The organism is Acinetobacter sp. FDAARGOS_559 (genome assembly GCF_003940475.1).
GTDB lineage: Bacteria > Pseudomonadota > Gammaproteobacteria > Pseudomonadales > Moraxellaceae > Acinetobacter > Acinetobacter baumannii.
Window position 1 is genome coordinate 3,635,730 of sequence record NZ_RKJG01000005.1, and the last position, 25,126, is coordinate 3,660,855.

23 protein-coding genes and 4 pseudogenes are annotated in these 25,126 nt (G+C 39.2%); 16 read left to right on the forward strand and 11 right to left on the reverse strand.

Annotated features, from left to right (window positions below; all coding sequences use genetic code 11):
* The first annotated feature begins 6 nt into the window (after positions 1–6).
* From EGS71_RS19110 to EGS71_RS19135, 6 genes are all read left to right on the forward strand, one after another.
* The gene (locus EGS71_RS19110) at positions 7–501 is read left to right on the forward strand and encodes a hypothetical protein (RefSeq protein ID WP_001277452.1); all 495 of its coding nucleotides are present in this window, start codon (positions 7–9) and stop codon (positions 499–501) included.
* 16 nt (positions 502–517) lie between these two features.
* On the forward strand, positions 518–1,525 hold the full coding sequence (locus tag EGS71_RS19115) for a hypothetical protein (protein ID WP_000993229.1): 1,008 nt from the start codon (positions 518–520) through the stop codon (positions 1,523–1,525).
* A 64-nt stretch (positions 1,526–1,589) separates the two neighbouring features.
* Positions 1,590–3,056, forward strand: a complete 1,467-nt coding sequence (locus EGS71_RS19120) for an aldehyde dehydrogenase family protein (RefSeq protein ID WP_001095978.1) — start codon at positions 1,590–1,592, stop codon at positions 3,054–3,056.
* 5 nt (positions 3,057–3,061) lie between these two features.
* Positions 3,062–4,129 (forward strand): maleylacetate reductase, encoded by a 1,068-nt coding sequence (locus tag EGS71_RS19125; protein ID WP_000990946.1) that lies wholly within the window; start codon positions 3,062–3,064, stop codon positions 4,127–4,129.
* Positions 4,130–4,220: 91 nt separating this feature from the next.
* The gene (locus EGS71_RS19130) at positions 4,221–5,072 is read left to right on the forward strand and encodes a dioxygenase (RefSeq protein WP_000117564.1); all 852 of its coding nucleotides are present in this window, start codon (positions 4,221–4,223) and stop codon (positions 5,070–5,072) included.
* A gap of 2 nt (positions 5,073–5,074) precedes the next feature.
* On the forward strand, positions 5,075–5,410 hold the full coding sequence (locus EGS71_RS19135; protein ID WP_000247645.1) for a Rieske (2Fe-2S) protein: 336 nt from the start codon (positions 5,075–5,077) through the stop codon (positions 5,408–5,410).
* A gap of 32 nt (positions 5,411–5,442) precedes the next feature.
* Here the strand turns inward: EGS71_RS19135 and EGS71_RS19140 are convergent, their stop codons facing one another.
* Positions 5,443–5,808 carry a nuclear transport factor 2 family protein gene (locus EGS71_RS19140; protein ID WP_000392591.1) on the reverse strand — a complete coding sequence of 122 codons (366 nt, stop codon included), beginning with the start codon at positions 5,806–5,808 and terminating at the stop codon, positions 5,443–5,445.
* 160 nt (positions 5,809–5,968) lie between these two features.
* Here EGS71_RS19140 and EGS71_RS19145 point away from each other — a divergent pair, with 160 nt between their 5' ends.
* The 7 genes and pseudogenes from EGS71_RS19145 (at position 5,969) to EGS71_RS19175 (ending at position 12,582) form a co-directional block, all read left to right on the forward strand.
* The gene (locus tag EGS71_RS19145; RefSeq protein ID WP_000566018.1) at positions 5,969–6,640 is read left to right on the forward strand and encodes a 3-oxoacid CoA-transferase subunit A; all 672 of its coding nucleotides are present in this window, start codon (positions 5,969–5,971) and stop codon (positions 6,638–6,640) included.
* Positions 6,641–6,658: 18 nt separating this feature from the next.
* Positions 6,659–7,183: pseudogene (locus tag EGS71_RS19150) on the forward strand (3-oxoacid CoA-transferase subunit B); the annotation flags it as partial.
* Between the two features lie 87 nt (positions 7,184–7,270).
* Positions 7,271–8,295: pseudogene (istA, locus tag EGS71_RS19155) on the forward strand (IS21-like element ISEc57 family transposase).
* On the forward strand, positions 8,295–9,068 hold the full coding sequence (istB, locus tag EGS71_RS19160) for an IS21-like element ISEc57 family helper ATPase IstB (protein ID WP_001053381.1): 774 nt from the start codon (positions 8,295–8,297) through the stop codon (positions 9,066–9,068). The pseudogene istA and the gene istB overlap by 1 nt, the downstream one beginning before the upstream one ends.
* A 66-nt stretch (positions 9,069–9,134) precedes the next feature.
* Positions 9,135–9,275: pseudogene (locus EGS71_RS19165) on the forward strand (3-oxoadipate CoA-transferase); the annotation flags it as partial.
* A 419-nt stretch (positions 9,276–9,694) separates the two neighbouring features.
* Positions 9,695–10,903 carry a 3-oxoadipyl-CoA thiolase gene (gene pcaF / locus EGS71_RS19170; protein ID WP_000786473.1) on the forward strand — a complete coding sequence of 403 codons (1,209 nt, stop codon included), beginning with the start codon at positions 9,695–9,697 and terminating at the stop codon, positions 10,901–10,903.
* Positions 10,904–11,671: 768 nt separating this feature from the next.
* Positions 11,672–12,582: pseudogene (locus tag EGS71_RS19175) on the forward strand (hypothetical protein).
* 73 nt (positions 12,583–12,655) lie between these two features.
* On the opposite strand, the gene EGS71_RS19180 reads toward EGS71_RS19175, so the two are convergent.
* Positions 12,656–13,126, reverse strand: coding sequence for a hypothetical protein (locus EGS71_RS19180; protein WP_000735021.1), 471 nt, complete (start codon positions 13,124–13,126; stop codon positions 12,656–12,658).
* A 299-nt stretch (positions 13,127–13,425) separates the two neighbouring features.
* Here EGS71_RS19180 and EGS71_RS19185 point away from each other — a divergent pair, with 299 nt between their 5' ends.
* Genes EGS71_RS19185 through EGS71_RS19195 form a run of 3 tightly spaced genes read left to right on the forward strand, consistent with a single transcriptional unit; the run spans position 13,426 to position 15,157 of the window.
* Entirely contained in the window at positions 13,426–14,097 is a 672-nt protein-coding gene (locus EGS71_RS19185) for a CsgG/HfaB family protein (RefSeq protein ID WP_000721903.1), read from the forward strand.
* A 17-nt stretch (positions 14,098–14,114) separates the two neighbouring features.
* Positions 14,115–14,483, forward strand: a complete 369-nt coding sequence (locus EGS71_RS19190; protein WP_000721818.1) for a DUF4810 domain-containing protein — start codon at positions 14,115–14,117, stop codon at positions 14,481–14,483.
* On the forward strand, positions 14,480–15,157 hold the full coding sequence (locus tag EGS71_RS19195; protein WP_000592252.1) for a DUF799 domain-containing protein: 678 nt from the start codon (positions 14,480–14,482) through the stop codon (positions 15,155–15,157). The genes EGS71_RS19190 and EGS71_RS19195 overlap by 4 nt, the downstream gene beginning before the upstream one ends.
* Positions 15,158–15,300: 143 nt before the next feature.
* Here EGS71_RS19195 and EGS71_RS19200 read toward each other — a convergent pair whose 3' ends face one another.
* The 9 genes from EGS71_RS19200 to EGS71_RS19240 all read right to left on the reverse strand — a co-directional run bounded on the left by EGS71_RS19200 (position 15,301) and on the right by EGS71_RS19240 (position 25,059).
* Entirely contained in the window at positions 15,301–15,660 is a 360-nt protein-coding gene (locus EGS71_RS19200) for a hypothetical protein (protein WP_000416093.1), read from the reverse strand.
* Positions 15,661–16,041: 381 nt separating this feature from the next.
* Positions 16,042–17,400, reverse strand: a complete 1,359-nt coding sequence (locus EGS71_RS19205) for an amino acid permease (protein WP_002015374.1) — start codon at positions 17,398–17,400, stop codon at positions 16,042–16,044.
* A 144-nt stretch (positions 17,401–17,544) separates the two neighbouring features.
* Positions 17,545–18,990: an NAD(P)/FAD-dependent oxidoreductase gene (locus EGS71_RS19210; RefSeq protein WP_000691976.1), complete on the reverse strand. Its 1,446-nt coding sequence runs from the start codon at positions 18,988–18,990 to the stop codon at positions 17,545–17,547.
* 19 nt (positions 18,991–19,009) lie between these two features.
* Complete coding sequence (locus tag EGS71_RS19215; RefSeq protein WP_000428076.1) at positions 19,010–20,341, reverse strand: APC family permease; 1,332 nt, start codon at positions 20,339–20,341, stop codon at positions 19,010–19,012.
* Between the two features lie 194 nt (positions 20,342–20,535).
* Positions 20,536–21,243 carry a cache domain-containing protein gene (locus EGS71_RS19220; RefSeq protein WP_000191921.1) on the reverse strand — a complete coding sequence of 236 codons (708 nt, stop codon included), beginning with the start codon at positions 21,241–21,243 and terminating at the stop codon, positions 20,536–20,538.
* A gap of 65 nt (positions 21,244–21,308) precedes the next feature.
* Positions 21,309–22,028 (reverse strand): FadR/GntR family transcriptional regulator, encoded by a 720-nt coding sequence (locus EGS71_RS19225; RefSeq protein ID WP_001277431.1) that lies wholly within the window; start codon positions 22,026–22,028, stop codon positions 21,309–21,311.
* 59 nt (positions 22,029–22,087) lie between these two features.
* Positions 22,088–22,858 carry a nuclear transport factor 2 family protein gene (locus tag EGS71_RS19230; RefSeq protein WP_001041177.1) on the reverse strand — a complete coding sequence of 257 codons (771 nt, stop codon included), beginning with the start codon at positions 22,856–22,858 and terminating at the stop codon, positions 22,088–22,090.
* A gap of 28 nt (positions 22,859–22,886) precedes the next feature.
* The gene (locus EGS71_RS19235; protein WP_001140774.1) at positions 22,887–24,317 is read right to left on the reverse strand and encodes a gamma-aminobutyraldehyde dehydrogenase; all 1,431 of its coding nucleotides are present in this window, start codon (positions 24,315–24,317) and stop codon (positions 22,887–22,889) included.
* Positions 24,318–24,636: 319 nt separating this feature from the next.
* Complete coding sequence (locus EGS71_RS19240) at positions 24,637–25,059, reverse strand: Lrp/AsnC family transcriptional regulator (RefSeq protein ID WP_002001056.1); 423 nt, start codon at positions 25,057–25,059, stop codon at positions 24,637–24,639.
* Positions 25,060–25,126: the final 67 nt, after the last annotated feature.

Here is a 25,126-nt window from a genome sequence, read left to right on the forward strand (position 1 = left end):
ATGGAAATGAGTGCTTATACAACAAAGCTCGGTAGTTTGGAAAACTACGAAAAAGGTTCAATCCAGATTATTCAGGGTGAAGCTACTAATTATGCCTTTTCAAATATTTTTGAAGTGGCAGCAATGAGTAAACCTTATGAAAAAACAGTTGTTGGGATGAACCTCAAGTTTGTCATTGAATCTGTTCTGGCAGAAGGACAATCTGCTTGGTATACCGCATCACATGATGAATTTGTTATTGTAATGGATGGCGAAGTTCGTGTCGATTATTTGAAATTAAAAGACCCAATAGTCTTACAGGATCAAGAGGGTACTCATCTTGCGGGAGAGAGACCAGATGGAATACCAATGGGATATGTTGTCTTGAAAAAAGGTCATCAAGCAATTTTACCAGTCGGATCAGCCTATCGTTTTGATGCATCAAAAAAATCAGTGATGTTAATCCAAACAATTAAAGGTCCACTTTCTGTCGAAAAATGGAATGACATTTGTATTAAGTAATCAAGGAGAGATGAAAATGAATGCGATGCAAAATAAATTTGTTGAAGATGATGGTGTAACGATTACTGGATATGATGAAATTTCAGGTTATTCAACTTTCCAGTTAGGTAATTTTAAGTTTAGCCGTGATGAATACTTTGCCAAAGTAACATGGGAAGCAAAAGGTCAAGAGCATTCTCATTTAATGTCTGTTGATGCTTTTTTACGGGCTTTGATGAGAGATGTTGCTTGGGGTTTTTTCTATGGTTGGGTTAACTTCGATCATGTTATTGGTACTCAAAACCACTATGGCAATGTCGACTTATATGCTGGCACTTTTAATGGAGTATTAAAAGCAGCAGGGGTAGATTATGTTGAGAACTTTGAAACTCCACTAATCATGGCGACTTTTAAAGCTATTTTACATGATTGGGTAAGTGAAGGATTTGATCCATTTGCTGCCCCAGAAGAAACGGGTTCTGCTTTTGGTCGTAAGCATGGTGATAATTCAGAAGCGATTGACCGTTATCGAATTGCCACCAAACGTATGCCTGGGTTACCTGATGATTCGCCTTTACGTGATGATTTACCAGTTAACCGTCAGTTTGAAGATGTGGCTCAAGATGATCCACTTATATATTGTGAACCTGGTTTTGAAGGTCAACTTAGTGGTTTTAACTTGTTTAAATATCTGTCGCGTTCAGATGTGACATGGAATCCTTCTGTAACTTCTGTTTGTAAACAGAGCTTATTCTGCCCTACTACAGAAGAATATATTTTACCAATTTTTCATGGCAATGATCGCGTAGAGTGGTTCTTGCAATTATCAGATGAAATCACTTGGGATATTGGCGATAAAGTAGATGGTAGTCCTATTGCCCGCGTCATTATGAAAGCGGGGGATATCGCAGCAATGCCAGCCAATATTCGTCATCAAGGATACTCAACTAAACGCTCAATGTTACTTGTTTGGGAAAATGCGACACCAAATCTACCTGAACGTTATGAGTCAGGCGAATTATCTCCTTATCCAATCCAATTCTAAGCATTCAGCTAGAGGCTGTTAACTTCCTACATTTAACAGCCTCTAATACTCATTAGGTAAAATTATGAATACTCAATTATTTATTGATGGCCAATTCGTGCCTGCAAAAAATGGTGGCACCATTGATGTACTCAATCCATCTAATGGCGAGTTAATTACCAAAATTGCGGCGGCTGAAGCAGAAGATGTCAATATTGCTGTAGCTGCAGCAAAGCGTGCTTTTCCGGCATGGGCAGCAACGCCAGCGGCTGAACGTGGCAGATTATTATTAAAACTTGCTGATCTGATTGAGGAAAATCTGGAAGAATTGGCTCAGCTTGAGTCACTCGATACCGGACATCCGATTCGTGATTCACGCCGTTTAGATGTACCACGTACCGCGGCATGTTTCCGCTATTTTGGTGGTATGGCTGACAAAATTGAAGGTTCGGTTATTCCGGTTGAGCAAGGTTTTTTAAACTACGTGGTTCGTGAACCAATTGGTGTGGTTGGGCAGATTGTGCCGTGGAATTTCCCGCTTATGTTTACCAGCTGGAAACTTGGCCCTGCGCTTGCGGCAGGTAATACCGTGGTGATGAAACCTTCAGAATTGACACCTTTATCGACGCTCAAAATTGCTGAATTAGTGAAAAAAGCCGGTTTTCCAGATGGTGTAGTTAACGTGGTAACAGGTTATGGTCATACCGCAGGGCAACGCCTGGCAGAGCATGAAGATGTCGGCAAAATTGCCTTTACTGGTTCAACTTTAACAGGTCAGAACATTGTCCGCTCATCTGTAGGTAACTTAAAACGCGTACAGCTTGAGCTGGGTGGTAAAGGTGCCAACATTGTGTTTGAAGATGCCAACATTGATGCAGCAGTAAACGGTGCAGCTTGGGCGATTTTCCACAATCAGGGACAAGCATGTATTGCTGGATCACGCTTGGTGCTGCATGAGGCTATTGCCGATGAGTTCCTGGAAAAATTTATCAAACTGGCAGAATCCATCCGTTTAGGTGACCCGCTAGATCCAAACACCGAAATGGGACCATTGACCTCGGAAGCTCACCGCAACAAGGTATTGTCTTATGTGGAAATTGCCAAAGAACAGGGTGGACACGTCCTGTCAGGTGGTAAGGCACCAGAAGATTCCAGCCTTCAAAATGGCTACTACGTTTTACCAACGGTGGTTGAAGCCAAACCGATGGACCGTGTAGCACAAGAAGAAGTGTTTGGGCCTTTCGTAACGGTATTGCGCTTTAAAACTGATGATGAAGCATTGGATATTGCCAACTGTACTGAATATGGTTTGGGCAGTGGTTTATGGACACAAAACTTACAACGTGCGCACCAGTTTGCCAAAAAGATTAATGCCGGAATGTGCTGGATTAACAGCTATAAACGTGTCAATCCGGGCAGTCCGTTTGGTGGTGTAGGCAAATCGGGTTATGGTCGTGAAATGGGTTTTGAAGCCATCCATGACTATACGGAAGCCAAATCGATTTGGGTCAATGTTGATGCAAATATTCCACCGCATTTTCAGCGAGGATAAACAGCATGAATGCATTCCATTATAAGTCATTGCCATTGGACGTGTATTTTGACAATGGCAAATCTAAAGAAATCAAAGAGATTTTGACACAGCATGGCTATCAGAAAGTTTTGGTACTAACGACCCCTGAGCAGGAAGACGCAGGCCAAAAGCTGGCAGAACAACTTGCAAATATTGCCGTGGGCGTATATCCACATGCAGTAATGCATGTTCCGGTTGATGTGGCGAATCAAGCCGTCGAGTATGTGCAAGCCAACAATATTGATTGTTGTTTGGCATTGGGTGGTGGTTCGACCATTGGTCTGGCTAAAGCGATTGCTTTAAAAATTCATACCCCGATTGTGGCTATTCCAACCACCTATGCCGGTAGTGAAATGACTACGGTATATGGTCTGACCGAAAATAATCTGAAAACTACTGGTAAAGACATTCATGTGTTACCCAAAGTGGTGATTTATGACCCAGAATTGAGCATAACTCTACCCGCAGAAATTTCGGCTTGTTCCGGCATGAATGCGATGGCACATGCAGTGGAAGCCCTATATGCACAGGACAAAAATCCGATTATTAGCTTGATGGCAACGGATTCGATTCAGGCGTTAAAAGCCGCATTACCAGCGATTGTTAAAGATACACATGACCTTGAAGCACGTCAAAAAGCGACTTATGGTGCATGGCTGGCGGGTATTTGTTTAGGCTCTGTTGGCATGGCAATTCACCATAAAATCTGCCATACCTTGGGTGGAACCTTTAACCTGCCGCATGCACAGGCACATGCCATTACTTTGGCTTACTCGGTACATTACAACCGTAATGCTGATGTTGAAGCCATGGATCGATTGGCAGGGGCATTAGGCGTAGCAAGTCGTGAAGACGTTGGTATGGCAATTTATCGATTAAACCAGTCTTTAAATATTCCATTGGCACTAAAAGATATTGGCCTGCCGGAACAAGGGCCTGCTGAAGTGGCGCGAATTATTTGTGACAGTCCGTACTACAACCCACGTGGCTATGATTACGACGAGTTACTTGATTTGCTCACCAAAGCTTATCAAGGGCTGCCACCGGTTTAAGACAAACCGAAACTCATCATGAAGATAGATCTGACCGCAGTACTTTATTTGCTGCGGGCGGGTGACTCACGCCGCAAAAAAGGAATTGATCATGAGCGTAACAACCCAAGCTGTTCAAAGCTTCCAACGTATAGAAGATGTTCGTCACCGGACTTTAATCACAGCACTCGTACAAAAGTTGCATGACTATATCAACGAAGTTCAACTGACCGAAGCTGAGTGGATGCAAGCTATCCAGTTTTTAACCCAAACTGGGCAACTTTGCCATGAGCAACGACAAGAGTATATTTTGCTCTCTGATGTACTCGGTATTTCTATGTTGGTTGATCAAATTAACCATCAAAAAAATGAAGTTCAAACGCCGTCTACTGTTTTCGGGCCATTCTTTATTGCCGATATGCCAGTTCGCAACTTTGCAGATAGCATTGTGATCGAAAATGCTGAGCAATGCCGCCCTTTACTGATTAAAGGCAATATTCGTAATACACAAGGCGAAGCAATAGCTAATGCTTATATTGATGTCTGGCAAACAGCCGCCAATGGCATGTATTCTGGTCAAGATCCTGAACAGCAAATTGATAACCTGCGTGGAGTGTTTGTGAGTCAAGCTGATGGTGCGTATGCGATTAAATCTATTCTACCCGTCAGTTATGAAATTCCTTCGGATGGTACGGTGGGACAACTGCTGAATTATGCCAAACGAACCTTTTGGCGACCTGCACATATTCATTTCAAAATCGTTGCCGAAGGTTATCAACCTCTTGTCACGCATATCTTTTTAGAGAATGAGGAATACTTACAAAATGACGCTGTATTTGGCGTAAAAGATCGGTTAATTGTCTGCCATGAATCGAAACAAGCAGATCCTCAAAGCCAAGCTGTATACGGTTTAGACGGTGATTATGATCTGATGGAATACGATTTTATTCTTTCGGAGGCTTGAGCATGGTTAACTTAATTAAGCTTTGTGAGCAGACCGATTTTCAGGAGAAGATCTGCTTTCGGGTGCTTCATCCAGAGGATGAGAAAAAAAGTATTGTGGTGATCAAAGGGCAGAATGGTTTTTATGCCTATGAAAATGTTTGTCCACATTTTTCAGTACAACTGGATTATAAGGATGGGGTGTTTAGTACTTACAAGAATAAGTTGATCATGTGTGCCCATCATTCTGCCATGTTTGACATTACCACTGGAGAATGTGTGGATGGGCCCTGTAAAGGTCATTACCTTAAGGCTGTACCTATCGATGTAACAGATGGTGTTGTATTTTTAAAACGTTAGCGCTGATTTGTCGCTAACGCTTTATATGTTGATTAAGCACTAAAAGGAGTTGCCTGATACATCATCAACTTCAACTGATCCTGCTGCTTTTTCCAAATCGACAATGCCCGATTTTGTAAGGTGCGTGGTTGCTTGCCGACCAGTAACTTTGCATGAAAATTGGCAGTAACAATCACACAATCTTGCATATCAACCACGTTAATAATATCGTAATCAATGTGTTGATAATCATAATAACCCGCCTGTAATTTGTTCATAAAAGCAGACAAATCATCGACTGTGCCACTAGTGTGTACATAACGTAAATGTTGGTCACACATTGCAGCAAAATGATCATATTGTTTATTAATTAGACTGTTGAAGCGCTGTTTTTCCATTTCACGGACTTGCTCTTCCATATCGTTGACTCCTTATGATTGATCATGTCTTTATCATATTGAGTTTGGAGCAGTGGGATTGTTCTAAATTACAGAACATTGTATTTGCAGTTTCGCAGGCTATTTATGTGGACGAACGCAATACAATAGAGGGAAGGGATTTTAGAATAATGGATGAATTATGATTGACAAAAGTAAGTCCTCACTAAGCGAGGTTTTATCGCAAATTAAAGATGGTGCAACCATTCTGATTGGTGGTTTTGGTACCGCAGGACAACCCGCTGAACTCATTGACGGTCTGATTGAACTTGGCGTTAAAGACCTGACCATTGTCAGCAACAATGCCGGTAATGGTGATTATGGTCTGGCGAAACTGCTTAAAGCTGGTTCAGTTAAAAAAGTGATCTGTTCTTTTCCACGTCAGTCTGACTCTTATGTGTTTGATGAACTTTATCGTGCCGGAAAGATCGAGCTTGAAGTCGTACCGCAAGGTAATCTGGCGTGTCGTATTCAGGCAGCTGGTATGGGCCTTGGGGCGGTGTTTACCCCAACTGGCTTTGGCACACTTTTAGCCGAAGGCAAAGAGACCCGTGAGATTGATGGTAAAGACTACGTACTCGAATATCCGATCAAGGCTGACTTTGCCTTGATTAAAGCCTACAAAGGCGACCGCTGGGGCAATCTTGTTTACCGTAAATCAGCACGTAACTTTGGTCCGATCATGGCCATGGCTGCTGATGTCACCATTGCTCAAGTTTCTGAAGTGGTTGAGTTAGGTGGATTAGATCCGGAACATATCATTACCCCAGGTATCTTTGTACAGCACGTTGTACAAGTACAGCCCGCCCAGTAAGCAATAAGGAGAAATAACATGAGCTACCAGAAACTCAGCCGTGACCAGATTGCACAACGTGTGGCACAAGATATTCCCGATGGCGCCTATGTCAACTTGGGTATTGGTTTACCGACCAAGATTGCCAGCTACTTACCTGCTGACAAAGATGTTTTTCTACATTCTGAAAATGGTTTATTGGCTTTTGGCCCACCGCCAGCTGTGGGTGAAGAAGACCCTGAACTGATTAATGCGGGTAAAGAGTTTGTGACCATGCTTGAAGGCGGCAGCTTTTTCCACCATGGTGACTCCTTTGCCATGATGCGTGGTGGTCACCTTGATATTGCGGTGCTTGGGGCATTTCAGGTGGCAGCCAATGGTGACTTGGCGAACTGGCACACGGGTGCACCGGATGCGATTCCTGCCGTAGGTGGTGCGATGGATTTGGCGGTTGGTGCCAAGAAAGTATTTATCACTACGGACCATGTAACCAAACAAGGTGAGCCAAAGATTGTCGCTGAGCTGACTTATCCAGTTACTGGTAAACACTGTGTGGATCGTATTGTTAGCGGCAATGTAAAAATGACCCCCCAACAGCATTTGAAAATTGACCCCCTTGGTTAATATAGTGGTCTTTTTGGACTGCTCAACATGTTAACTTTGGAGCAAGCAGTGACAATCCAAATACTTCATCAACAAGGTCAATCTATTAAGGCAATTAGCCGCGAACTCGGTATTTCTAGAAATACTGTGCGTAAATATTTACGATCTCAAGTAACACCTAAATATCAACGAACACAATCTAAAGTGAGTATTCTTGAGCCTTATAAACCGTATTTAATCAAACGTGTAAATGCCGCCGATCCAGAATGGATACCGGCTGCAGTGTTGTATCAAGAAATCTTGCAAAAAGGCTACACGGGGAAAATTAGAACACTACAAAATTATCTCAATACATTAAAGCCAACTAAACAACCAGAGCCGATTAAGCGATTTGAGACTCAACCAGGTCAACAAATGCAGGTTGATTTCACAAAAATTCGACGTCATCACACCACATTAAAAGCATTTGTTGCAACTTTGGGATACTCTAGAGCAACCTTTGTTAAGTTTTATGATCATGAACGTTCTGATGCATGGATTGATGGCTTAGAAAGTGCTTTTCAGTTCTTTGGTGGTGTTCCTAAAGATGTATTATTTGATAATGCTAAGGCCATTATGATTGAACGTGATGCTTATCAAGATGGTCAACATCGCTGGAATGCTAAATTACTTGATTGTGCTAAGAAATATAACTTCCGACCACGTGTTTGTAAGCCATATCGTGCGCAAACAAAAGGTAAAGTAGAACGCTTTAATAGTTATTTGAAATCAAGTTTTATCGTGCCATTAAAAGCAAGTTTAAAGGTGGTTGACCTTAGCTTAGATGTTGATATGGCAAATGCCTATATTGGTCGATGGCTTAGTGAAACAGCAAATCAACGCATTCATGCAACAACTAAAGAAAAACCAAGTACTCGTTTGCTTGAAGAACAACAATATTTTTCTTCATTACCTTTATTTAATGATGGTTCTAAAAATCTGTAATTGATGATGTTAGCCCATCATCACTCATACCTCATGAGAGTGTTCAACACCCCTTATCAATCTATGATGAATTACTGGAGGTTTCTTAATGAATTTACAGTATGAGCGTATTGAACAGCTTTGCCGTCAGCTTGGTCTACAAACAGTGGCATCACAATGGTCACATCATGCACAACAAACCTTAGCAAAGGATGGCAGTTATGCAGATTTCGTTGAAGCTATGCTATTACATGAATACACAGCCAAGCAGCAACGTAGTCAACAGATTCTTTTACAACTTTCAGGTCTTACTCAAATCAAAACGTTGGAGGCTTATGATTTTAATTATGCTTTAGGTGCTCCAAAGTCGCAGTTGCTTGAACTATTTAATTTAAGCTTTATTCCAAGAGCTGAAAATGTTGTATTTATTGGTGCAAGTGGTGTTGGGAAAACACATCTATCAATGGCTTTAGGCTATAAGGCAATTATGAATAATATTAAGACTAAGTTTATTACTGCAGCTGATTTAATGTTGCAACTTAGCCTAGCTTATCAACAAGGTAAATTAAAAAACTACATGCAACGTGTTGTACTTGCTCCAAAGTTATTGATTATCGATGAAATAGGATATTTACCATTTGGTCGTGAAGAAGCAAATTTATTTTTTAATGTTATTGCCAAGCGCTATGAAAAAGGCAGTACGATTTTGACCAGTAATTTACCATTTAGCCAGTGGTCTAAATCATTCGCAGATGATGTTACTTTGACAGCAGCAATGTTGGATCGTTTATTACATCATTGTCATGTTGTACAAATATCTGGGGAAAGTTATCGTCTAAAAGATAAAAAGAGAGTAGGAATTCAACCACAAATTGAGTCTTAATAAATCATCAAAGGGGTCAATTTTACTTTGCTGTTTTAAGGTAAAAGGGGTCAGTTTTAAATTGCCGTTGACAGTATTTACACTGACCTGTGTGTGATTGATGTGACTAGCGAAGGTTTAAAGGTGATTGAGAAAGTTGAAGGTCTTAGCTTTGATGAGTTACAGGCTTTAACAGGTGCAACTTTGATTGATGCGACTCAAGGGTAAGGTTTACACAACAAACACCTATTACACAGCATTCACTATCGTGACAGGCGACATGGATGTCGCCCGTTGGACAGGGAGGCAAGGAAGCCTCCTCAGTTCAACAAAGGTTTTTGTTACTTTTGACCTTTCAAAAGTAAGGTATCGCTTATACAACAGACCTATGGATATCACAATAAATTACAGCTGTGATGTTATTCGTTGATATGAAAATTTATAAAGCATCACAACGGAGTCTTATCTGTTTAAGTCAGGTACCACCAGCTAATTCGTGTCACTTTTTTAAAAAAGTAACCAAAAACCTTTGTTACTCAGACACAACCTCCCTGTTGTGCTGAGCAACAAGGCGACATCCATGTCGCCACTGCGAAATACTTACAGAGAATGGCTAAAAAGGCCTGAAGTAAAGGACAAAAGTTAGAATGAAAAACGCTTATATCATCGATGCCATCCGTACTCCATTCGGCCGTTATGCCGGTGGCCTTGCATCTGTCCGTGCTGATGACCTTGGCGCTGTGCCGATTAAAGCCCTCATGCAGCGTAACCCGAATGTAGATTGGGAACAGGTCGATGATGTGATCTATGGCTGTGCGAATCAAGCCGGTGAAGATAACCGTAATGTCGGCCGTATGTCAGCACTACTTGCAGGTTTACCGTATCAGGTTCCAGCAACCACCATTAACCGTTTATGCGGTTCATCACTCGATGCGATTGCCATTGCTGCCCGTGCCATTAAAGCCGGCGAAGCGAACTTGGTAATTGCAGGTGGTGTGGAAAGCATGAGCCGTGCACCTTATGTAATGGGTAAGTCAGACAGTGCTTTTGGCCGTAGCCAGAAGATTGAGGACACCACCATGGGCTGGCGTTTCATTAACCCTAAACTTAAAGAATTGTATGGTGTAGACACCATGCCCCAGACTGCTGAAAACGTCGCTGAACAGTTCAATGTCAATCGTGCAGATCAGGACCAGTTTGCCTTGGTGAGCCAACAACGCACCGCAAGCGCGCAAGCCAAAGGCTTTTTTTCTAAAGAAATCGTGGCAGTTGAAATCCCTCAGCGTAAGGGTGATGCTGTTGTGATTGATACTGATGAACATCCACGTGCATCGACCACACTTGAAGGTTTAAGCAAACTTAAGCCTGTTGTAAAAGCAGAGGGCACGGTCACTGCGGGTAATGCTTCAGGCATTAACGATGGTGCAGCAGCTCTACTGATTGCTTCGGATGAGGCAGTTCAGGCCTACAATCTCAAACCACGTGCCAAGATCATTGCTTCAACAGCAGTGGGCGTAGAGCCACGTATTATGGGTTTTGCTCCAGCGCCTGCAATTAAAAAATTACTTAAACAAGCTAACCTGACTTTAGATCAGATGGATGTGATTGAGCTGAATGAAGCCTTTGCTGCACAGGCTTTGGCAGTGACTCGTGATTTAGGTTTGCCAGACGATTCTGCCAAGGTAAATCCAAACGGTGGTGCAATTGCATTAGGTCATCCACTTGGGGCATCAGGTGCACGTCTTGTGACTACAGCCTTAAACCAGCTTGAGCAAACAGGTGGCCGTTATGCCTTGTGTTCAATGTGTATTGGTGTGGGGCAAGGCATCGCATTGATTATTGAACGTGTTATTTAAAAGGAAAGAATTAATGCTATTTACGTACGAAAATATTTAACTATATCTACTCCTTTAACTGATCAGAAAATTGAAGATATTCAAGCAGAGGAGAGTGCTTATTTCAAAGAAATTCAAAAGTCAGGAAGTGCTCCCACTTATAGAGAATAATGGAGCAATATACAAACATGAGTATTTTGATGTTGAAAGCAATTAGGAACTACATAACTTGTTGCAAAGTTTACCACTTTATTCTTATAGAAAATGGAAGTGGTTCGTTTAAACCCATTCTATCTTCAGTATGAGAAAATGTTTATTAATTTTTGATTAAAGCTATATTATTTTCTGCAAAGTATATATTTTTTTGTAACGAATATTCGGAAAACCTGTTAGATGGTTTTAATTTTTGGGTTTTTAAATACAAACAGCTTTTGGAGTGAAAGAGATACGATGTTGGAGTATTTTTTTTAAATTTGCTCATTAAACCTAAGTTAGATCTAAATGTTGTCTTTTTCTTCAAGATATAAGTTGAATATATTGATTATATTTAATTTATATGTATGAGGTGTTTGAATTTTTTAATAATTTTTAACTAAATTGGAGGTGGAATTTAGTTGAAAATTAAAGAATAAATTAGTAACTGGCTTTGCAATTGAATGAGGGCAAAGGAAAAATTTAGTATTCTTATATGTCGTATAATATATTTTTATTTTCGAATAAAACAGAGTTTGGTATAAATTTATTTAATTATAGGAGTAAATAAGATATACAAACTTAAAGGTTTATTTTATGAGATTTAATAATTATAATTTAAAAGTTTATTTAATAGCATTAATATCATTATGTCAAAATTAGAAGTAAAGGCCGAAAACCATAAAATTTTTGTTTTCAAAAAGATATTTGAGTTTGAGTCCGCTAAGCAACAAGCTGAAAAGAAAAAGGTCAACGCTTTTGGAATGTTGGCAAAATTTAATTTTCTAAAACGTCCTACTGAAGAAACTGTAAATTTAAAAAATCATATTCTACGTTATGAACCGTTTTGGTTTGTTTCAAGTGAACGCAATTTAAACTATGATTGTGTTGTTACTTATTCTATTCCTGTACATAATCCTCATGCGAAGCAGATTCAGGTTTATACAGATCCTGAACAAAAAAATTATCCTGTTACACGCCAACAAGATAAAGGCAAAATAGAATTACAAATGAAGGAAGTGTGTAGCCGGAAAATAGAGTTTTCAAATTATTTTGATGGCTTGCAGCGTGAACTTAAATCATCTCATTTAGCAGAATATATTAGAAAATTTGAACTTACCGAAGTAGAGAAAGTCGAAGTTGAGAATGTACTTCAACCATTACTTTCTCTTGATTCAGTTACTAGTATAGTTAGGTCAGAACTACAAAATCAAAAAGTTCATGCAACTAATATCATTGAAGATTCAGAAGAAATAACTCAACTTTACCTTTATTTTCGCCCCGTTTATGCGTTTGAATATATTTGGTCTAATGCAGATAAAATTGGTGTTATTGAAGTTGATGGACTTACCGGCGAGGTTATTGAACAAGGAAATTGGTTCAGAAATACTTTTGATCAAGCTTTTACTAAAGAAAATTTAGTAGAGCTTTCAGCAGAATTGGCGAGTACAGTTGTTCCAGGTGGAGGTACTTTGGTAAAAGTCGCATCAAAAGCTATTCCTCTTTAAGGTAGCCTCTACCTATTGGATTCTTTAAGCCAAACAACTTGTTTGGCTCTTATTTTCAGAATTTAATTCCTATCTATTGAGACTCATCTAAATCACGTTCGCGGCATGATAATTCATAATAATTACCTTTTGGCAGAGAACTAATTTTAAACCCATAGTAAGTGCTATCGGTTTCTATCGGAGCGATATTACATTGATTCTTTTTTGCAAATTTTTCAATTAATTTTAAATTGGTGGTTTGCTTAAATACAGCTACCCAACCTTCACTCACACAACAGCCCACATATTCAGACATATATTCATCTGAAATAAGTACAACATTTTGTCCCATAAATTCATAAGGTTTTTTGAGTTTGTATATATCGTTATAGTCTGCTCTTGAAATATTAGGTTTTTTGGCTAGGAAACCTTTTTGTTTAAGAATTTGAAACTTTAAAAAATCTTCAGGACCAGTACCAAGTCCCCGATAAGTTGAGCTATTGTCCTCTGCAAAACTATATGAGCTGAAAATGCTAACTAAGCTTAAAAGTAATAATTTTTTCATTTGTAATTTCAGAAGTTGTATTAGGGCATAATTGTTTCATATCTTCTTTAAAGCGTAAAGTAAGTAGCTGATTTTTATATTATAGATAGATTTTTCTATACCGCGGAAAACCATAATTAATTTACTAATAATAGGTTTCATATAATTAACTATCTATAGAATAAATTTTTTGCTTCTTTAAAAATTATTTAAACGAATTAAGTAAATTTTTTATTAAAGTCCTAATTTATTCGCTTATTGGATAGTCTTTTTGTATATAATATGTATTCTTTGTATTTATTTATCTTTATAGAGTAAACATGAAAAAAATATTAATCATTACTATGGCGTGTTCTTTCGGTTTAATTGCTTGTTCAACTACTGAAACTTCAAGAACGATACAAAGTCCACAAGTCATTGCTGCTACTGCTACAACAAAATATACCGGAGTAAAAACTCCTATTTCTATTGGTAAGTTTGATAATCGCTCTAGTTATATGAGAGGTGTTTTCTCTGATAATGTCGATCGTTTAGGTGGGCAGGCGAAAACTATTCTTGAAACACATTTACAGCAAACTGGCTATTTTTCAGTTTTAAACCGTGACAATCTATCAGAAATTAAACAAGAAGTAGGTTATAGCAATACTGCTCAATCTATTAAAGGTGCTCGCTACGTTATTACTGGTGATGTCTCTGAATTTGGTCGTAAAGAAGTAGGCGATCAACAGTTATTTGGTATTTTAGGACGCGGTAAACAACAAGTTGCTTATGCCAAAGTTAATTTAAATATTGTTGATGTAAAAACATCAGAAGTTGTGCATTCGGTACAAGGTGCTGGTGAATATGTATTAGGTGCACGTGAAGTTTTAGGCTTTGGTACTACAGCTTCTTACGATTCTACGTTAAATGGTAAAGTACTCGACTTAGCTGTTCGTGAAGCAGTAAATAATCTTGTGACAGATATTCAAAATAACCGTTGGTCAATTCAATAATTTTGGATATGTGTTAGATGAAAAAAATTCTTTTTAGCAGTTTTCTTGCGATGAGTTTGGTGGGTTGTGCCGCTGGTCCTCAACCTTTATACAATTGGGGAACTTATACTCATCAAACCTATTTGATGTATAACGCACCTGAAAAAGCAACGCCAAATACGCAGATCACAAAATTAGAAGCAGAGATTGAAAAAACCAAAGGTAAGGGCCTAGCTGTACCACCGGGGTTATATGCTCATTTAGGATTATTGTATTTACAAGAAAATAATTCTCAAAAAGCAATCGAGTATTTCCAACTTGAACGTCAAGTATATCCAGAATCTACCGTTTTAATGGATCGCTTATTGCAAAAAATGAATGCGAATGGTGGGAATGCAAAATCATGATTAAGAAACTTCTCATTGCCAGCTTGGTCATTTCTAGCCTTGCATTTACAGGATGTGCAGTTACTGCACCACCTAATAAAGATATTACGGCCTATAAAGCCCATATGCCAAAGTCAATTTTGGTATTGCCACCAGTCAATGATTCACCTGATGTAAAAGCGACCTATAGTTATTGGCCTACTGTGGTGGCACCTGTAGCAGAAGCTGGCTATTATGTTTTTCCAATCTCTGTTATAGACAACATGTTTAAAGAGAATGGCGTTACTAATGGCAACGATGCTCAGTCTATTTCACCTCAGAAATTACAAGAAATTTTTGGCGCAGATGCTGCTCTCTATATTCGAATTAAAGAATATGGCTCTAAATATCAAGTCATTCAAAGTGTTGCTACAGTAAGTGCAGATGCAAAACTTGTTGATTTGAAAACGGGAGATGTGATTTGGACAGGTGAGAAAAAACTTGTTCAAGCGAGTAGTGATGGTAATGCGGGTTTAATAGGGATGGTCGTTGGGGCTTTAGTTGAACAGATTGCTGGCAGCTTTAATGATAGAGCTTATCCATTAGCAAGTATGGTCAATACTCAACTGTTTACCCCGACTAATTATAATCCAGGTATGGGGTTATTATACGGACCACGTTCACCTAAATTTCAACAAGATGGCGTAGCTAAGTAAATTAAACTCAAGCTAGTTTCTTAATTTCTTAAATAAGTTGCTTCATATATTTGCTATGTGGAGCACTTCTATAAAAACTTTGAACTAAGCAGAATAGATAGTTAAGAAACTGATTTTATCTGCTTAATTCAATTGAAATCATATTATTTCTTCCGTTTAAAACGGTATTTACATTTCAAGCAGCGATAGTCCTGAAATATATTTTTATCAATCATTACGCCTGCTTTTTTACCAAAAATATTACCTACCACACCGCCAGTAATGCCTGCACTGATTGCACCGACAAATGTTCCTACAGTTCCACCAACAATTACACCTAATGGTCCGGCAACAGTACCAATCGCTGCCCCTACAGTAGCACCAGTTGCGGCGCCGCCTACAGTACCTGCCGTAGTGCCTGCAGCTGTTAATAAAACACCGCCAGTGGTTTTAAGTAATTTGTCATGATCACGTGTTTCAATTTCTGTAGAACCACATTTCGGACATTGCAGTGTTTTTTCCATAAAATTTTCCTGTCTTTCATCATTGAGCGACGCAGTAAATAGCGCGAAATCTATAAGTGGGTAAAGCACTGGGTTAGATGAAGTGTCTTTTTCCTAGAAGGGCATCGCAACAATATACTTTGTCAGCCTCGATTTTAGCTGAACATAAGCACAAATAATTATAGATCATGTAAACACTTGTATTTTAATCATGATCTGTTGAGTATGACTTAATTGCTTGTTTTAGAATGAATAAAGAATACATAAAATATCTCAGAATTAATTATTGTGAATTAAATTAGAAATAGGCATATGGCATAATTGGTTTGTTCTGAAGGCAAATTGTTTGTAAACCCCAAAATAATAAAGGCTTATCTTGTTTGAATAAGCCTTGTTTGAAGATTAGAGTGATTTTTTCCAACTCAAAATTGTATATAGCCCAAACATAAAGGCGATCCAGATTGGAATGATAATTACTGACTTTTCAAAGCCTTGAGTCCACATGATATATAAAATCATGCCAATAAAAGTCAAAACGATATAGTTACTCAAAGGAGAAAATAGTGCAGGAAATTTGGCAACTTTATTTTCAAGCTTCATCGAACGTTTAAATTTTAAATGGGTAAAACTAATAATTGCCCAGTTTAAAACCAAAGCTGCTACAGCCATGTACATAAGATAGCTTAAAGCTTCTTCTGGTATGAAATAGTTAAGTAATACACACCCAAAAATTAGAATAGAAGAAAAGATAACCGCGGATGTAGGTACACCTTGTTTGCTTACTTTTGCAAAAACTTTAGGTGCGTTGCCTTGAACTGCTAGCCCGTACAACATACGGCTATTGGCATACATCCCACTGTTATAAACAGAAAGTGCAGCAGTCAAAATAATAAAGTTAAGTAAATGTGCTGCCCAACCAATGCCCAGTTGGCTAAAAATCATGACAAATGGACTCTTATCTAAACCGCCGAGGTCCAGTTGATTCCATGGAATAAGCGACATAATAATTGCCAGCGAAGCCACATAAAATACCAAAATTCGAAAAATGACTTGGTTAATGGCTTGTGGAATACTTTTTTCAGGATTTTCAGCTTCAGCTGCCGTCATTCCAATGAGTTCAATACCACCAAAGGCAAACATTAAAAAAGCGAGCATATAAAACAGGCCCGAGAATCCATGAGGGAAAAATCCGCCATGCTGCCATAGGTTTGAAAAGCTAGCTATAGAGTCACTACCTGTGGTAAGCAGTAAATATAAGCCAAACACAATCATTGAAATGACCGCAGCAACCTTAATAATAGCTAACCAAAATTCAGATTCGCCATAAAATTTAACATTGCCCAAGTTCAAGCAAGTGACCAGCACAAAGAAAAATAAAACTGAAACCCAAGCAGGGATATGAGGCCACCAATAATGTACATATTTAGCCACGGCGGTAAGCTCGGTCATGGCAACCAAAATGTACACTACCCAATAATTCCAGCCCGATAAAAAACCGGGAAATCTTCCCCAGTATTTTTGTGCAAAGTAGCTAAAAGAACCGACTACAGGCTCTTCGACAATCATTTCACCCATTTGGCGCATGATTAAAAATGCAACCAAACCGACAATGGCATAACCCAAAATGATTGAAGGACCAGCAGATTGAATGACTTGTGCCGAGCCTAAAAATAGTCCTGTGCCCACAGCACCACCCATAGCGATTAACTGGATGTGACGATTTTTAAGTCCACGTTTTAGTTGGGAAGATGAGTTACTCAAAATACTATGCGCTGAATAAAGAAGCCGGCGTTATTGTAATAGATTGAAAAGGGATAACCTAGTTTGAAAATGAATATTGCTTTGATATAAAAAGATTCGCACAAAACTGTACGAATCTTTTTTAGAAAATGACGTTTTTATAAATTAGAAAGAAACCATTTTGCCCGGATTAATCATTGCACCGAGGCCATACATGCTTTTAGCGAGTGGAATAACAACTGGGGCAAGGGTACGACCAAAAATAATATTTTGATGGTCAATTTTAGATAACATTTCAAAGTCATTCGATTGGCCAACAAAATCATTTGCGATGGCTTTACCAATACGTACTGTCTGCGCTACGCCATGACCGCTCCAGCCGTGAACAGCATAAATCGGGAACTTGTTGCCAAATTTACGGCTATCGACTGCACCATTTACCGTTAAATCAGTAGTTCCACTCCAGACGAAATCCATCTCTAGATTTTTAATTTGCGGGAATACGGTATGAATTCGATGCTCTAGATAATTTAGAGTTTTCTCTGGTCCCCAACATGTTCCAGTACCTTGTCCACCAAACAGTAAACGGTTATTAAAGACAGGGCGGTAGTAATCAATCTGGAACTGAGTGTCATAAACCGGATGTCCAAATGGCAGAAGCTCTTTGGTATCAAGCTCTAAAGGAGCGGTGGTCGCGACATAGGTATAAAACGGAATAGTGGTATTGTTCTGTTCAGATAAAAGTTTAAATGAAGCATGGTGTACCGCTAAAACCACAGACTTTTTAGCTTTTACGACTGCATTTGCTGTTTGAACATAAATACCATCTGCTTTTTCTTCTATTGAAATAACTTCTGTTTGCTCATACACAGAGCCGCCGTTTTGGCAAAAGCCATAAATTAAGCCACGGTTTAGAGCCAACGGATGGATTTGTCCACCTAACTCATCAATTAAACCACCTGTATAGTAGTCAGACTTAATATAGTCCATGAGTTCGTGTTTACCCACAATACGGGTGTGGTCTTCACCTAAGTATTTTCGGGCATCGGCACCTTGTGTTAAGCCAACCAAATGTCCTTCATGAACGGCGGCAGTAATATGGCCGTATTTACGGTCAAAGTTGAGTTGGTATTTTTCCGAGATATCATCAATCAGTTGCATCGCTTCAGTAGAGGTAAAATGCCATAGTTTTTTGGCATCTTCGTAGCTGAGACGATCGGCCATTTCTTGAGCTTCCCAACGTGCTAAACCTGGGGTGAGTTGTCCACCATTTCGACCTGAAGCTGCACTACCAATACGATTTTTTTCTAATAAAACCGTATCTACACCTTGTTCAGCTAAATGTAAGGCAGTTGATGAACCTAATAAGCCACCACCAATAACCACCACATCACACTCGATGTCAGTATTTAAACTGTCAAATGTATGCCAATTCGAGAGGGAACTTTCATAGTAGTTTGCTGGGTTATCTACCGAAGTGCCGTTAACCGTGGTTGCGTCAAATTTTGTATGTTTTGGATTTAACCAGCTCCATTCTTTACCCACTTGTAAAGACTGACTTGGTTTGTATTCCACATCTTTTAAAAGTTGAGGTTTAGAAATAATTTTCATGACGAAGTTCCTTAAAAAATTAATAAGCATTACTAATTGCAATACTTTGTTTTTTAATCGTTTTATAAATGAATAGGAGAATGCCTAAAGCTAACCAGAAGCACCCAAAAGTCAGTGAAGACGAGTCGAGATTGAGCCATAAACAAATAATGCTGACGACCGATAACAGCGGTAAAAATAGGTTTAGAAATTTATTTTTAAAACCTGAGCGTTGCTTATCTTTAATATAAAATTTCATAAAAACTGAGAAGTTTACGGCTGTAAACGCAACGAGCGCACCAAAACTGATCAGACTGACAACTTGAGCTAAATCTAAGAAAATAGCCGACATTGAAATAAGCCCGACAAATAAAACCGAGAAAAAGGGTGTCCCTAAAGAGCTATGGATGGTTCCAAAATACTTTTTAGGGAAAATATTGTCAGTGCCCATTATATACAGTAAACGCGAAGCACTGGCATGTGAGGCAAGGCCAGAGGCGACAGTGTTCATAATTTGTCCGCATAAGAAGATGGACTGAAACAAAGCACCACCGACATAAAGCACAATTTCTGGTAACGCTTCTGAAGGATGGTGAAAACGGACATTGTTTGGAAAATAAAGCTGAATAAACCAAGCGGCTGTGAAGAAAATAGCTCCGCCAGCAAGTGTGGTTAACATGACTGCACGGGGGATATTTTTGGTGGGTTGTTTGGTTTCATTTGAAAGGGTGGTGACCGCATCAAAACCCAAGAATGAAAAGCATAGAACGGAGGCCCCAGCAACAAGTGGTAACAGTGATTGCTGACCATGCCATAGGGGAGCCAAGGTAAGTACATGTTCGTAACCTTGGGTAGAGCCAATACCCCGGACCACTAAATATACAAAAATGACCATGAGGATAATGGGTGCGAACACAAACAAGAGGCTTAAGTTGGCAAGTAACCGAATACGGAAACAGTTGACTAAAGTCACAAGGCCCGCCGATACCAGCACCCAAAACCAATAAGGCAAACTTGGAATCAGTGCGGTGAGATAAATTGCTGCCAGTAATACATTGATGAGCGGTAATAACAGATAGTCGAGTAGAGAGCACCAACCGACAAAAAAGCCACTTTTGGGTCCTAAGCTTTCGGCAGTATAACTATAGGCTGAGCCTGATTTTTCCGAATTTTGACTAAACCTTGCGTAGCTCCAAGCGGTAAGCAACATAGCACCTAAAGCAAGTAAATATGCAAGAGGGACACGCCCGTTGGTAATTCCGGAAACAATACCGAAAGTATCAAAAACCGTCATGGGGGTCATATAGGCAATACCAATAATTGTCACTTGCCATAGCGATAATTTTTTTAAGGAAGACGCTTTATTTTCCATGTCTTTTCAACCTCAAATTTCGTTGTTTTTGCTTTTCATCCAGAAAGGCGATGCTATTTTTAGGCCAAAACTTCCCCTAGACCTGAATAAACAAGTCTGTTTGAAGAAAGTTTGAACAACAGCTAGGGCTTAGAGTGCTATATCACCTTGGTGGTACACTAAAGCGGGAATAAAAGGCCAATATTCTTTGCTTTTTAGATGACAACCAACTGGAAAGACTGACAGGGTTGTGAGAAAAACTGTTGATCAGTCTTAGCTTTAAATAATGTCCCGGTTCTGATGCTAATGTCATTTGAAGTAATGACTCGAGATGAATCATTCATAATGACCGCCTTTTGCTTAATGTTTTTGAGTTTTGGCATAAGTAGTTTTTCAAGGGCCGAAACTAAAATATCGGTCGCAATGACACCGATAAAATGGTCATGAATCATGACAGGGTGAGCAATGGTAATGGTATAGGCACCATTGCAAATATAATCCACATAAGGACCATGTATGCATGGACTTTTATTTTGTGCAGGTTTATGGAACCACTCAAATGAGCGGAAATCTAAAAAGCGCTGCGCATTTTGGTAGTTTTCAAGTTTCGCTTGTTGTAATTGATCTTCTTTTTTATACCACCATTCTAGCGTCCAATAGTCTTGCTCATCTTGAGTTGCCGGACTATAACTTGCAAAACCCGTACCTTGACTATAATGGCTCTGAGAGAGTGCTTTTTTAATTTCTTTCTGCAAAGCAGCGCGTTCTGAAGTTGAAAGCTTAATATCTGCATTTTTTTCAGAAGCGTGTTTTGACAGAATTTTACTTGCTTTACTTGCGAGTGTTTCCGTAATAGAGGTTGTTTCGTCAACCACCGTCTTTAACAAATTTTGAAGCTCTTCTACATCTAAATGTTGGGTCATTCCTATAACTCCTAAAATTCCATATTTCTAACTTGTGTATTGATAAGCCATCTTATTTCTTATTTTTATTCACTCGATAATTTATATCGAAGCATTTGGTCAGTGAGCATTGAAACTATTTTTCTGGCTTGAATAACAGCTTCATTTTCATTGTTGTCAATAAAAGACGACAAAAGATGGTGATATTGCTTTACAACTTCACGGTGAAAATCATCATCTTGATAAAGCACGGCAATGAGCGGAGCCCATTCAGCCTGAATCGTGAGTTCCTGATTTGCCAGTCTTGAAGATTGGGCAAATGAGGTGAGTGTGAGTAAACAACGTAAATCAAGCTGTGCACGTGTATCTGCTTCAACGGCTTGTTCAAATTGGTCAATCAACTCTTTGATTTTGTTAAGTTCGTATTCAGTTGTTCTTTGAGCGGCCAGATAGGCACTATGACTTAAAATTGCACTGTGAAACTCGCCTAAATCGGCAAGATACTCATTTGAAGCTTGGCGCAAAGGATGTTGATTTAAAAGTAAATCCGAAGGTAGCTCACAAACAAAACTTCCACCATTTCTTCCGCGACGTGTATCAATTAAACCCTTTACGCGTAAAGTATTTAATGCTTCACGAACAGTAATTGGCGAAACTCCCATTAAGCGTGCTAAGTCTGCTTCATTAGGAAGTTGTTCATTGCTTTTGAGCAAACCAGAGATAATTGCATTTTCCAAGCGTTCTACAACTTGTTCCGAACGAGTTGCTTGAGCAATAGGTGCAAAAATTATCGTATATGCTGACATGGCGAATTCTCTAAAAGCTAAGTCAAAAGACTTAGCTTAATGAAGCGGATAAATAGTTATTAAAACACGCCATAACCATGGACAGCCTGTTCATCTTCAGGCACAGCAGGTATTGCATCCCAAAGTTCAACAATTTTGCCATTATCTACACGCCATAGTTCAAAATAGGCATGTCGATTTCCGGCAATACTGCCTTCGGAATGTGTCAATACAAATTGACCATCAGCAATGGAGCGATGCGTTTTTGAGTATACCAAACCTTGTCCTTCATTACGGATATTGTTCAAAAAATCAATCACGGCTTTAACGCCATCACCAATATCTGGACTATGTTGAATGAACTGATCGCCGTCGGTATATTCTTTAAAGGCTTCATAATTTCCATCAATTAATGACTTCTTGAAGAAAGACGTCACAATCTCGCGGTTTTTCTCTGGGTCATGGTGAGTTACGATTTCGGTCGGACCATCTAGTTGAGTTCTACCGCTTACATTCGGTGCAGCTTCTGCCACAAGACCATCCCAATGCTCGACAATTTTGCCGTCTTTTACTCGGTAAATATCAAAACCAACCAATGGGTTTTCATCTAAGCCTTGAAAGCGGCCATGAATTGCAACCAAGTCACCATCTGCTAGTACACGTACAGCTTCGTGTTGCATATCGGGACAATCTTCTACCAATTGACGAAGACCTGAAATACCATTTGCAACGAGTGGTGAGTGCTCTATAAAGTCTTCAGAAAAATAACGGTCTAGAGCAGTGGTGTCATGCAAATTAAAGAGCTCATGATGGGCTTTAGTCACCAAGTCTTTCATTTCTTGCTTATTCATTTTGATCTCCTTTCAAAACGCATTGTTATTATTCGTTTGAACTCATCACATGTTTAACACGGGTATATTCTTCAAAACCGTAACCAGATAAATCTTTACCATATCCTGACTTTTTGAAGCCGCCGTGTGGCATTTCCGCGGTTAAAGGAATATGGGTATTAATCCAAACTGTACCGAAATCAAGTTCACGTGACAGGCGTGTTGCACGAGCATGGTCTTTGGTCCAAACACTTGAAGCTAGGCCATATTCAACATCGTTGGCTTTTTCAATGGCATCATTTTCATCGGTAAATTTCTGAACGGTAATCACTGGTCCAAAAATTTCATTTTGAATAGCTTCATCATGTTGTTTTAGGCCACTAATAACAGTCGGTTCAAAATAGAAACCTGGGCGGTCTGCCTGTTTTCCGCCTGTTTCAACTTTGGCGTGAGCAGGTAAGTTGTCGATAAACGCTTTAACATTCTTTAATTGATTGGCATTGTTAAGTGGACCATAAAGTGCATCTTGATCATCTGGATCGCCAAAACGGGTATTTTTTGCAGCTTCAACGAGTTTAGCTAAAAACTCGTCATGAACAGATTCAGCCACAATTACACGTGTTGCAGCAGTACAGTCTTGGCCTGCGTTGAAATAGCCTGTTAAAGCAATCATTTCAACGGCTTTATCAAGATCGGCATCTTCAAAAACCAGTACAGGTGCTTTACCTCCAAGTTCAAGATGAGCTTTTGCTAAATTTGCCGCAGCAGAAGCAGCAACTTGTAATCCGGCGCGAACTGAACCTGTAATCGAAACAAGAGCAGGGGTTTTGTGTGATACAACTTTTGAACCAACTTGCGCTTGGCCTAACACCACGTTAAATGCACCTTTCGGAAAAAATGGTGCAGCAATTTCTGCAAGTAAAAGGGTACTTTCAGGAGTGGTGTCACTTGGTTTTAATACGACAGTATTACCTGCGGCTAAAGCTGGAGCAATTTTCCAAACAGCCATCATGAGTGGATAGTTCCAAGGCGTAACTTGACCAACCACACCGACTGGTTCACGACGAATAGAAGAAGTTAAACCTTCTAAATATTCGCCAGTTGCTGTGCCATCGAGTAAGCGGGCAGCGCCTGCAAAGAAACGAACTTGATCTGCCGATGCACCTACTTCTTCAGATGCAATTAAATGTTTTAACTGACCTGTATTGCGGCTTTGCGCTTCAATTAAACGGTCAGCATTTGCTTCAATAGCATCTGCCAAGTTAAGTAATGCTTTTTGACGAGTCGAAGGTGTACTACGTCCCCAAATTTTAAATGCTTCTTTTGCAGCAGCATAAGCTGCATCAACTTCTGCCTCGGTCGCATTCGGCGATTGTGCATAGACTTCACCAGTGACTGGGCTTACCAAATCGAAGAAATCATTTCCTTTGCTAGCAACATATTCGCCGTTAATGAAGTGTTGTAGTTGAGTTTTAGCCATTTTTTATACCTTGTCCTTAGGTTTTAACATATAACATATAATACTATATGTATTATGTTTTAAATTTTCTGTCAAATGCTTTGATGAGGGGAGTGAATGAAAAAGTGGGAATTTAAATCGAATTAGATTTTAAGTTTTTGATTTTGATTATTTAAAAAAATTAAAAATTTATTGAGGATTGTTAGAATAGGTTCACCATGAGGATGGCGCTTTTAGATTTAACGAGCGGCGATAGAGAAATTTTTGAATGAAAGGGAATGGATGAGCTCAGCCGTATAGTTGGCTCACCCCATGTTTAATTTAAGTTTGAACGCAGTAATTAGGTCTTATGGCTAGCAAGTAAAATACTAGTTTCACTGTTATAAATACCTGAAATATTTCTAATTCTTTCTAATACTTTATCGAAGTTTTCTAAAGTGTCGGAACGTAGCTCAACCAGAATATCCCATTTACCGTTAGTTTTATGCAGACATTCAACCGCACTTTCTAGGCGTAGTTCTTTAATCACAGACTGTGCTTTGGTGCCTTCGACCATAATGCTCATCCATGCACGGATGACATTCCGTTCCGCATTTGGTTTAAAACGAACCGTATATCCGGTAATAATGCCCGAAGATTCAAGATACTCCATTCTCTTTTTAATCGTTGCTCTTGAGACGTGAACTTTTTCGGCTAACTCGGTTACGGACATCCGTGCGTTATCTTTAAGTAAACCTAAAATAATTTGATCAATATTGTCCATAATGTAATTGTCAATTATCAGATTGGTAAAAAATAATTCATTTTTTACTGAATTACAAATTTTGTGA

Excerpts from the sequence above, each read along its gene's own strand:
- EGS71_RS19110 (WP_001277452.1), top strand. The coding sequence starts at position 7 with ATGAGTGCTTATACAACAAAGCTCGGTAGTTTGGAAAACTACGAAAAA.
- EGS71_RS19115 (WP_000993229.1), top strand. The coding sequence starts at position 518 with ATGAATGCGATGCAAAATAAATTTGTTGAAGATGATGGTGTAACGATT.
- EGS71_RS19120 (WP_001095978.1), top strand. The coding sequence starts at position 1,590 with ATGAATACTCAATTATTTATTGATGGCCAATTCGTGCCTGCAAAAAAT.
- EGS71_RS19125 (WP_000990946.1), top strand. The coding sequence starts at position 3,062 with ATGAATGCATTCCATTATAAGTCATTGCCATTGGACGTGTATTTTGAC.
- EGS71_RS19130 (WP_000117564.1), top strand. The coding sequence starts at position 4,221 with ATGAGCGTAACAACCCAAGCTGTTCAAAGCTTCCAACGTATAGAAGAT.
- EGS71_RS19135 (WP_000247645.1), top strand. The coding sequence starts at position 5,075 with ATGGTTAACTTAATTAAGCTTTGTGAGCAGACCGATTTTCAGGAGAAG.
- EGS71_RS19140 (WP_000392591.1), bottom strand. The coding sequence starts at position 5,808 with ATGGAAGAGCAAGTCCGTGAAATGGAAAAACAGCGCTTCAACAGTCTA.
- EGS71_RS19145 (WP_000566018.1), top strand. The coding sequence starts at position 5,969 with ATGATTGACAAAAGTAAGTCCTCACTAAGCGAGGTTTTATCGCAAATT.
- istB (WP_001053381.1), top strand. The coding sequence starts at position 8,295 with ATGAATTTACAGTATGAGCGTATTGAACAGCTTTGCCGTCAGCTTGGT.
- pcaF (WP_000786473.1), top strand. The coding sequence starts at position 9,695 with ATGAAAAACGCTTATATCATCGATGCCATCCGTACTCCATTCGGCCGT.
- EGS71_RS19180 (WP_000735021.1), bottom strand. The coding sequence starts at position 13,126 with ATGAAAAAATTATTACTTTTAAGCTTAGTTAGCATTTTCAGCTCATAT.
- EGS71_RS19185 (WP_000721903.1), top strand. The coding sequence starts at position 13,426 with ATGAAAAAAATATTAATCATTACTATGGCGTGTTCTTTCGGTTTAATT.
- EGS71_RS19190 (WP_000721818.1), top strand. The coding sequence starts at position 14,115 with ATGAAAAAAATTCTTTTTAGCAGTTTTCTTGCGATGAGTTTGGTGGGT.
- EGS71_RS19195 (WP_000592252.1), top strand. The coding sequence starts at position 14,480 with ATGATTAAGAAACTTCTCATTGCCAGCTTGGTCATTTCTAGCCTTGCA.
- EGS71_RS19200 (WP_000416093.1), bottom strand. The coding sequence starts at position 15,660 with ATGGAAAAAACACTGCAATGTCCGAAATGTGGTTCTACAGAAATTGAA.
- EGS71_RS19210 (WP_000691976.1), bottom strand. The coding sequence starts at position 18,990 with ATGAAAATTATTTCTAAACCTCAACTTTTAAAAGATGTGGAATACAAA.
- EGS71_RS19215 (WP_000428076.1), bottom strand. The coding sequence starts at position 20,341 with ATGGAAAATAAAGCGTCTTCCTTAAAAAAATTATCGCTATGGCAAGTG.
- EGS71_RS19220 (WP_000191921.1), bottom strand. The coding sequence starts at position 21,243 with ATGACCCAACATTTAGATGTAGAAGAGCTTCAAAATTTGTTAAAGACG.
- EGS71_RS19225 (WP_001277431.1), bottom strand. The coding sequence starts at position 22,028 with ATGTCAGCATATACGATAATTTTTGCACCTATTGCTCAAGCAACTCGT.
- EGS71_RS19230 (WP_001041177.1), bottom strand. The coding sequence starts at position 22,858 with ATGAATAAGCAAGAAATGAAAGACTTGGTGACTAAAGCCCATCATGAG.
- EGS71_RS19235 (WP_001140774.1), bottom strand. The coding sequence starts at position 24,317 with ATGGCTAAAACTCAACTACAACACTTCATTAACGGCGAATATGTTGCT.
- EGS71_RS19240 (WP_002001056.1), bottom strand. The coding sequence starts at position 25,059 with ATGGACAATATTGATCAAATTATTTTAGGTTTACTTAAAGATAACGCA.